Source organism: Streptomyces sp. A012304, from assembly GCF_026008495.1.
Taxonomy (GTDB): domain Bacteria; phylum Actinomycetota; class Actinomycetes; order Streptomycetales; family Streptomycetaceae; genus Streptomyces.
Genome location: NZ_BQUN01000103.1, coordinates 258,850 through 267,038 on the forward strand (window position 1 = coordinate 258,850; position 8,189 = coordinate 267,038).

The 8,189-nt window shown below is 72.9% G+C and carries 6 protein-coding genes and 2 pseudogenes; 5 read left to right on the forward strand and 3 right to left on the reverse strand.

The features are described from left to right. Window positions 1-144: 144 nt before the first annotated feature. Window positions 145-1,047: an NTP transferase domain-containing protein gene (locus ALMP_RS26875; protein ID WP_264932906.1), complete on the forward strand. Its 903-nt coding sequence runs from the start codon at window positions 145-147 to the stop codon at window positions 1,045-1,047. Beyond that, a complete protein-coding gene (locus ALMP_RS26880; RefSeq protein ID WP_264932880.1) occupies window positions 1,044-2,432 on the forward strand; it encodes a molybdopterin molybdotransferase MoeA in 1,389 nt (462 codons plus the stop codon). Before ALMP_RS26875 ends, ALMP_RS26880 begins: the two co-directional genes overlap by 4 nt. Window positions 2,433-2,524: 92 nt before the next feature. Here the strand turns inward: ALMP_RS26880 and ALMP_RS26885 are convergent, their stop codons facing one another. Further along, window positions 2,525-3,637 (reverse strand): TrkA family potassium uptake protein, encoded by a 1,113-nt coding sequence (locus tag ALMP_RS26885; RefSeq protein WP_264932881.1) that lies wholly within the window; start codon window positions 3,635-3,637, stop codon window positions 2,525-2,527. 112 nt (window positions 3,638-3,749) lie between these two features. Between ALMP_RS26885 and ALMP_RS26890 the strand changes: the two are divergent. Further along, a pseudogene (locus ALMP_RS26890) lies at window positions 3,750-4,418 on the forward strand (potassium channel family protein); the annotation flags it as partial. A gap of 25 nt (window positions 4,419-4,443) precedes the next feature. On the opposite strand, the gene ALMP_RS26895 reads toward ALMP_RS26890, so the two are convergent. Then, on the reverse strand, window positions 4,444-5,292 hold the full coding sequence (locus ALMP_RS26895) for an ABC transporter permease (protein WP_264932883.1): 849 nt from the start codon (window positions 5,290-5,292) through the stop codon (window positions 4,444-4,446). Continuing rightward, window positions 5,289-6,296, reverse strand: a complete 1,008-nt coding sequence (locus ALMP_RS26900; protein ID WP_264932885.1) for an ATP-binding cassette domain-containing protein — start codon at window positions 6,294-6,296, stop codon at window positions 5,289-5,291. Before ALMP_RS26900 ends, ALMP_RS26895 begins: the two co-directional genes overlap by 4 nt. Before the next feature lie 145 nt (window positions 6,297-6,441). On the opposite strand from ALMP_RS26900, the gene ALMP_RS26905 reads away from it, so the two are divergent. Next, window positions 6,442-7,422, forward strand: coding sequence for an NAD(P)H-quinone oxidoreductase (locus ALMP_RS26905; RefSeq protein WP_264932887.1), 981 nt, complete (start codon window positions 6,442-6,444; stop codon window positions 7,420-7,422). Window positions 7,423-7,527: 105 nt separating this feature from the next. Next, window positions 7,528-8,189 (forward strand): annotated as a pseudogene (locus ALMP_RS26910) (hypothetical protein); the annotation flags it as partial.

Consider the following 8,189-nt stretch of genomic DNA (forward strand, 5'->3'; position numbering starts at 1 on the left):
CGCGTTCCCCGTGACGCGGGCGCCGCGCATACTCGGGGGGTGACCTCGAACGAGCCCGGGCAGGCCGCCGAAGCCGCCCGCAGCGAGCCCCGGCAGGCCGCCGAAGCCGCCGCCCGCAGCGGCTTCGGCGCCCATGACGCCGTCGTGCTCGCCGGCGGCGGAGCCCGGCGGCTCGGCGGCGCCGACAAGCCCGGCGTCCGGGTGGGCGGGCGAGCGCTGCTCGACCGGGTGCTGGGCGCCTGCGCCGACGCCCGCACGACCGTCGTGGTCGCCGATCCCCGGCCCACCGCCCGGCCCGTGCGGTGGGCGCGCGAGGACCCGCCCGGAGCGGGACCCCTCGCCGCTCTCGGCGCCGGCCTCGCCCACACCACCGAGGACGTCGTCCTCGTCCTCTCCGCCGACCTGCCCTTCCTCGCGGCGGACACCGTACGGCGGCTGCTGACCGCCCTGCGCACCAGCGGAGCCGACGGCGCGCTGCTCACCGACGCCGACGGCCGCGACCAGCCGCTCGTCGCCGCGTACCGCACCGCAGCCCTGCGCCATGGACTGGCGCTGCTCGGCGCCGGACCCGACGGCCTCACCGGGCTGCCCCTGCGCCGGCTGACCGCCGGCCTCCACCTCACCCGCGTCCCCGACCCCGTCGCGTCCTTCGACTGCGACACCTGGGACGACATCGCCACCGCCAGGGCACGTATCAGGGAGCATGGCCACGTGTTGGATGAATGGATTTCCGCAGTCAAGGACGAGCTGGGCATCGACCTCGACGTCGACACCGGCGCCCTCCTCGACCTCGCCCGTGACGCCGCCCACGGAGTGGCCCGGCCCGCGGCCCCGCTGACCACCTTCCTGGTCGGCTACGCGGCCGCCCGGGCCCAGGGCGGCCCCGAGGCCGTCGCCGAGGCCACCCGCAAGGCCGTCGCCCTCGCGGCGCGCTGGGCCGCCGAAGCCGACGGCACCGCGGCGCCCGGCCCGGGCAGCGCCCCCGGCACCCAGCAGCCCGACGTGGCCCCCGACGCCACCCCCGACACCCGCCCGGACGCCGGATGACCGCCCCCGGCATCCGGGACGGCCAAGACGTCGAGGACCTCGACGTCGAGGAGGTGCTCGCCCTCGTGAAGGACGACAACGGCCCCACCCGCCCGGCCGGCGGCGGTTCCCCCGCGCCCGCCGCGTCACCCGCGCCCGGCGAGCACCACGACGCCCACCCCCCGCACGCCCACAAGGCCCGCCACCACGCCACCCCGTGGGCCGAGGCGCGGACGATCGCCGCCCGCGCCGCACGCTCCGCGACCCGCCGCACCCCCGTCTCCGTCACCCTCGGCGACGCCCTCGGGCTCACCCTCGCCGCCCCTCTCACCGCCCTCACCGACCTGCCCTCCTTCGACACCTCCGCGATGGACGGCTGGGCGGTCGCCGGTCCAGGCCCCTGGGCCGTACGGGACGAGGGTGTCCTCGCCGGGCACGCCGAGCCCGCGCCCCTCATCGACGGCGAGGCCGTCCGGATCGCCACCGGCGCCCGAATCCCCCCGGACACCACGGCCGTCCTGCGCAGCGAACACGGCCGTACCGACGAGAAGAACCGGCTGCATCCGACCCGCGAGATCCAGCACGGCCAGGACATCCGGCCGCGCGGCCAGGAGTGCCGCAGCGGCGACCTCCTGCTGCCCACCGGGGCCGTGGTGACTCCGGCGGTGCTCGGGCTCGCCGCGGCCGCCGGATACGACACGCTGGCCGCCGTCCCCCGGCCCCGGGTCGAGCTGCTCGTCCTGGGCGACGAACTGCTCACCGAGGGCCGACCCCACGACGGCCTGATCCGGGACGCCCTCGGCCCGATGCTGCCCCCCTGGCTGCGGGCGCTGGGGGCCGAGGTCGTGGCCCTGCGCCGCCTCGGTGACGACGCGGAGGCCCTGCACCAGGCCCTGACGACCTCTGAGGCCGACCTGATCGTCACCACCGGCGGCACGGCCGCCGGACCGGTCGACCATGTGCACCCCGTCCTGCGCCGTATCGGGGCCGACCTCCTCGTCGACGGTGTCAAGGTGCGCCCCGGCCACCCGATGCTCCTCGCCCGCATCAGGGACGACCAGCACCTCGTCGGGCTGCCCGGCAACCCCCTCGCGGCCGTCTCCGGACTACTGACGCTGGCCGAGCCCCTGCTGCGAGCCCTCGCCGCCCGCCCTGCGCCGGAGCCGTACGCGCTGCCCCTGCGGGACGCGATTCACGGGCATCCGCAGGACACCCGGCTCGTCCCCGTCGTCCTGCGGGGTGACCATGCCGTGCCGCTGCACTACAACGGCCCGGCGATGCTGCGGGGCATCGCGGCGGCGGACGCCCTCGCCGTCGTACCGCCGGGTGGTGCGCGGTCGGGTCAGGAGACGGAGATGCTGGACTTGCCGTGGGCAGCTGCCGGGGTCGAGTCCTGTTTCACGTGAAACATCCAGAGTGGGCCGTCCGAGCCGTGTTTCACGTGAAACACCCGGATGGCTCCTCTCATCGGTTTCACGTGAAACGTCCTCAGGTCTTTTCAGACCTGCTCGCTGGTCGCGGCCCGGCTCACCGTGATGACGTGATCCCCCAGCTTGAGGTTCTGCAGCCGGGGGTCGGCGAACTCCAGCAGGTCCCTGCCTCGGAGGACGGCCAGGACCAGGTCAGGGCAGGCGCGTGGCGACTTCCCCACCTCGTCCTCGGTGATGGGGCGTTCGATGAGCTCCAGCCCGCTGCCGAGGGTCATGAGGTCCTCCAGGGTCCGGCCCACGGTCGGGCTGACCATGGAGACTCCGAGCAGACGGCCGGCGGAGCTGGAGCTGGTGATCACGGTGTCCGCGCCGCTCTGCTTGAGCAGCGGCACGTTCTCGTCCTCGCGGGCTGCGACGACGATCGTGGCGCGCCGGTTCAGCTGACGGGCGGTGAGTGTGACCAGGGCGGAAGTGTCGTCGCGCTGCGGGGCGACGATCACCCGGGAGGCGCGCTGGGCCTCGGCCTTGAGGAGTGTCTCGGAGCGGGTGGCGTCCCCGGTCACCGACACCAGCCCGTCGTCTCCGGCGGCCTGCGCGGCCTTGCTCTGGGAGTCCACCACGACGATGCGTTCCTTGGGAATGCCCTGGCCGATGAGCGTCTCGATGGCGTGGCGGCCCTTCGTGCCGTATCCGACGACCACGACGTGGTCATGGGTGCGGGTGCGCCAGCGGTGGACACGGACCTGTTGCCGGGTGCGCTCGGTGAGCACTTCGAGGGTCGTGCCGACCAGGATGATCAGGAACAGCACCCGCAGCGGGGTGATGACCAGGATGTTGACGAGTCGGGCCGCGTCGCTGACGGGCGTGATGTCGCCGTATCCGGTGGTGGAGAGGGTGACGGTGGCGTAGTAGGCGGCGTCGAGGAAGTCGAGGGAGCCGTCGGAATTGTCGTTGTAGCCCTCGTGGTCGGCGTAGACGATCAATGTGGTGAGGGCGAGGACGAGCAGGCCCATGGCGAGGCGGCGCAGCACCTGCTGGAGCGGCGGGAGGCCGCTCTGCAGTGGCATGGTGATGGCGCGGCCCGCTTCGGCGTCGTCGCGGGCCTCGGTGCGCGAGCGGCGCCAGAGCAACCTCAGAAGAGAAGCCCTGCCCGGCTCGGGCTGTCGTTCCTGTTCGCGCATCGCGTGCCCCCCTGTGGCGGTGATCCGGTCGATGGGCACCATGGTCGCGGGCGGGCTCTCACCCGTCAGCAAGCAACACGTGCCCGCACACAGGTTTCGCTCAGCATCCCGGAGGTCCCCCTTGCGCGACCACACTGTCGTCGTCGGCTTCGGCACGAAGGGGCGGTCCGCGATTCGGACCGTCTGTGCGTCTGGCCTGCGGAAAGAACAGGTCGTCGTGATCGACCCTGGTTCGAAGATGGTCGACGCGGCGAAGGCCGAGGGGTACGAGGCCGTGCTCGGGGACGGGACGCGCGGTGACGTGCTGCGGCGGGCCGAGGTGCAACGGGCGGGACGGATCATCATCGCGACCGAGCGCGACGACACGGCCGTCCTGGTGGCGCTGACGGCCCGCCAGCTCAATCCCCGCGCGAAGATCGTGGCCGCGGTCCGGGAGGAGGAGAACGCGCCGCTGCTGCGGCAGTCCGGCGCCGACGAGGTCGTGACCAGCGCTGGAGCGGCCGGGCGGCTGCTGGGCCTGTCGGTGCTCAGCCCCGCGGCCGGCCGGGTCATGGAGAACCTGATGCATCAGGGCAGCGGCCTCGACATCGTCGAACGCCCGGTCACCAAGGCCGAGGCGGGGCGCACGCCGCGTGAGACGGAGGACCTGGTGGTGAGCGTCGTCCGCGGTCACCGGGTCCTCGCCTACGACGACCCGGCCGTCGGTGTCCTGGAGCTGACGGACCGGTTGGTCACGATCGTGCGTGTGCCGCCGCCGCCTCCGACGGCACCCCGCCTCTGACCCACGGTCTACTTGCGCCAGGCGCCTACTTGCGGTTGTACAGCCGCATCGTCACCGGCCCGAAAACCAGCACGAACAGGCCCGCCCACCCCAGCGACCAGGCGATCTCGGCGGTCGGCCAGTCACCCGCCATCAGCCCGCGCACCGCGGAGGACAGATGGGTGACCGGGCTGTTGTTGACGAACGCCTGGAGCCAGCCCGGCATGGTCTTCGGGTCGACGAACACGTTGGACAGGAAGGTCAGCGGGAAGATCACCATCATGCTGACGCCCATCACCGACTTCTCGGTGCGCAGCAGCAGCCCGAACATCGTCCAGATCCACGAGAACGCGAACGAGAAGACGATCAGCAGGGCGATCCCGGCGGCCACGCCGACGACCCCGCCGTCCGGCCGGTAGCCGAGGATCATGCCGACGGTCAGCATCACCACGGAGGCGATGGTGTAGCGCAGCGCGTCACCGAGGAGGTAGCCGACCATCGTGGACGGCCGCCAGATCGGCAGTGACCGGAAGCGGTCGAAGACGCCCTTCTCGATGTCGGTGTTCACCGAGACACCCGTGTACATGGTGATCATCACGACCGACATCACCAGGATGCCCGGCAGCAGGAACTGGATGTACTCCTTCGGCGACCCGGCCAGGGCGCCACCGAACAGGTACGTGTACATCAACACCATCATGATCGGGAACGCCGTGACGTCGAAGAGCTGCTCCGGCACGTGTTTGATCTTCAGGATGGCCCGCCAGCCGAAGGTGAGCGAGGCCGACCAGGCGCTCGGGCGCGGCGGCCGTTCCTTCGACACGAGCAGCGCGGCGAGGGAGTCGGCGCTGACGGGGGCGAGTTCCTGGGCGTCGTTGGTCGTCGCGGTGCTCATGCCGCCACCTCGTTCTTCACGTCGTCGGCCGCTTCGTGGGTGTCGTGTCCGGTGAGGGCGAGGAACACCTCGTCCAGGCTGGGCTGCCCCAGCGAGAAGTTGTCGACGGTGATGCCCGCCCGGGCCAGCTCACCGAGGGCCCGCGCGGCCTGCTCGGCGGCCGTGTCGCTCGCCGCCGCGGCAAGCCGTGCCGTGAGCGCCACCGGGTCCGGTTCGGGCTGCACACGCGCGTCCAGCATCCTGCGCAGCACCTCGGCCGCCTCCGACCGCTGGGCGGCGTCCCGCAGCCGCAGATGGACGGTGCCGGCGCCGACGGACGCCTTCAGCTCGCCCTTCGTGCCCTCGGCGATCACCTTGCCGCGGTCGATGACGGCGATCCGCGACGCCAGCTGGTCGGCCTCGTCCAGGTACTGCGTGGTCAGCAGCACGGTGGTGCCCTGCGCGACCACCGCCCGCACGATGTCCCACACCTGGTTGCGGCTGCGCGGGTCGAGGCCGGTCGTCGGCTCGTCGAGGAAGAGCAGGTCGGGCGTGCTGAGGATGGACGCGGCGATGTCGATGCGGCGCCGCATGCCGCCCGAGTAGTGCTTGACCTGTTTTCCGGCCGCGTCGGTGAGCCCGAACGCCTCCAGCAGCTGCCCGGAGCGCTCCCGCGCGGCCCTCTTGGCGTGTCCGAGGAGCCGGCCCAGCAGCACCAGGTTCTCGGTGCCGGTGAGGTCTTCGTCCACGGACGCGTACTGGCCGGTGAGACTGACCCGGCCGCGCACCTCGTCGGCCTCGCGCACCACGTCGTGGCCGAAGACATGGGCTTCGCCGCCGTCGGGCCGCAGAAGCGTGGCGAGCATCTTCACGGTGGTGGTCTTGCCGGCGCCGTTGGGGCCGAGGACGCCGTAGACCGTGCCGGTCGGGACGGCCAGGTCGACGCCGTCCACCGCCCTGGTCTCGCCGAACGTCTTGACCAGACCCGCGGTCTCGATGGCCAAGCCGGGGGTGTGCTGGCTCATGGGGAGTCCTTCCACGCACTTGGGTTACGCATGGGGAGACCTTCACCGTCGCGCAAACTCATCGGTCCCGCACAGGGATTTCCCGAAGGACCGGTCCAATGACGTACGCGAGTGCGACCCGGGACCGAGGAGTAGCGTCCCTCCCATGCATGCGATCACGATTCCCGAACCTGGTGGTCCCGAGGCGCTGGTGTGGGACGAGGTCCCCGATCCCGTACCCGGCGAGGGCGAGGTCCTGGTCGAGGTGGCGGCCAGCGCCGTCAACCGTGCCGACCTGCTGCAACGGCAGGGCTTCTACGACCCGCCGCCGGGCACGTCGCCCTACCCCGGCCTGGAGTGCTCCGGCCGTGTCGCCGCGCTCGGCCCGGGGGTCTCCGGCTGGGCCGTCGGTGACGAGGTGTGTGCCCTACTGGCCGGTGGCGGTTACGCCGAGAAGGTCGCCGTTCCGGCCGGCCAGCTGCTGCCCGTCCCGAAGGGGATCGACATCGTGCAGGCCGCGGCGCTGCCCGAGGTGACCTGCACGGTCTGGTCGAACGTCTTCATGATCGCCCACCTGCGCCCCGGCGAGACGCTCCTCGTGCACGGCGGTTCCAGCGGCATCGGCACCATGGCGATCCAGCTGGCGAAGGCCGTCGGCGCGAAGGTCGCCGTGACGGCGGGCAGTGAGGAGAAGCTGCGGCGGTGCGCCGAGCTGGGCGCGGACGTCCTGATCAACTACCGCGAGCAGGACTTCGTCGCCGAGCTGAAGCAGGCGACGGACGGTGCCGGCGCGGATGTCATCCTCGACAACATGGGCGCCAAGTACCTGGAGCGCAACGTCCACAGCCTCGCCGTCAACGGGCGCCTCGCGATCATCGGCATGCAGGGAGGCGTCAAGGGCGAGCTGAACATCGGCGCGCTCCTCGCCAAGCGGGCCGCGATCAGCGCGACGACGCTGCGGGCGCGGCCCCTCGGCGAGAAGGCGGCGATCGTCGCGGCCGTGCGCGAGCACGTCTGGCCCCTGCTCTCCGCCGGTCATGTCCGGCCCGTCGTCGACCGCCGGATCCCGATGACCGACGCGGCCACCGCCCACCGGGTCATCGAGGACAGCGGCCACATCGGCAAGGTCCTCCTGGTCACCCCGTAGGTCTGCCGGTCTCCTCAGCCGCGCCGCAGCCGCAGGCCGAGGAAGGCGAGGCCCAGGCCGAGGCCGATGAGGACCAGGCCGCTGCCGAGGGGCAGGATCCGCAGCATGCGGCCGACGGGCCGCTCGTCGGCGGCCACGGCCCGAGCGGAGGCGGAGGGCACGAGTCCGGCCTCCTGCGGGTCGTCCCCGGCACTGGTCTCCTCCACCGGTTCCTCCACGGGGTCCTCGCCGTCCTCCCCGCCGACCCTCAGCTCGCTCCGCCCGGGCCGCACCCGCCCCTCCCCGGCCCGGCTCCCGGCGCGGCGGCCGGCGGCGGAGGGAGACGAGGAGGGGGAGACCGACGCCGAGACGGGCCCGTACGACGAGGCGGCGTACGTCGACCCCGCCGCGGACCTCGGCCCAGCAGAAGCGGAGGCGTGGGCCGAGGCGGACCGCGCCCCGGCCACAGCTGTCGGCCCCGCCCCCGGGGTCGATCCCGCCCCAGGCGGCGCCCCGGCCCCAGGCGTCCGTTCGGCCGGGCGCGTCGACCCGGCCGAGGACCGCGTCGATCCCGCCGAGGACCGCATCGATACGACTGGCGAAGGCGAAGACGAAGGCGACACCACACCGCCCGTCGATCCCGACGGCGGACGCGTCGACACGACCGGCGACCTCGACGCCGCAGCGGACGCCCACCCGGCGCCGTACGACGCGCCGCCCCCGTACGGGAGCACGGTCGCCAGCAGTCCCGCCCCTGCTGCCCACCCCCACCACCCCAGCCACCCCCG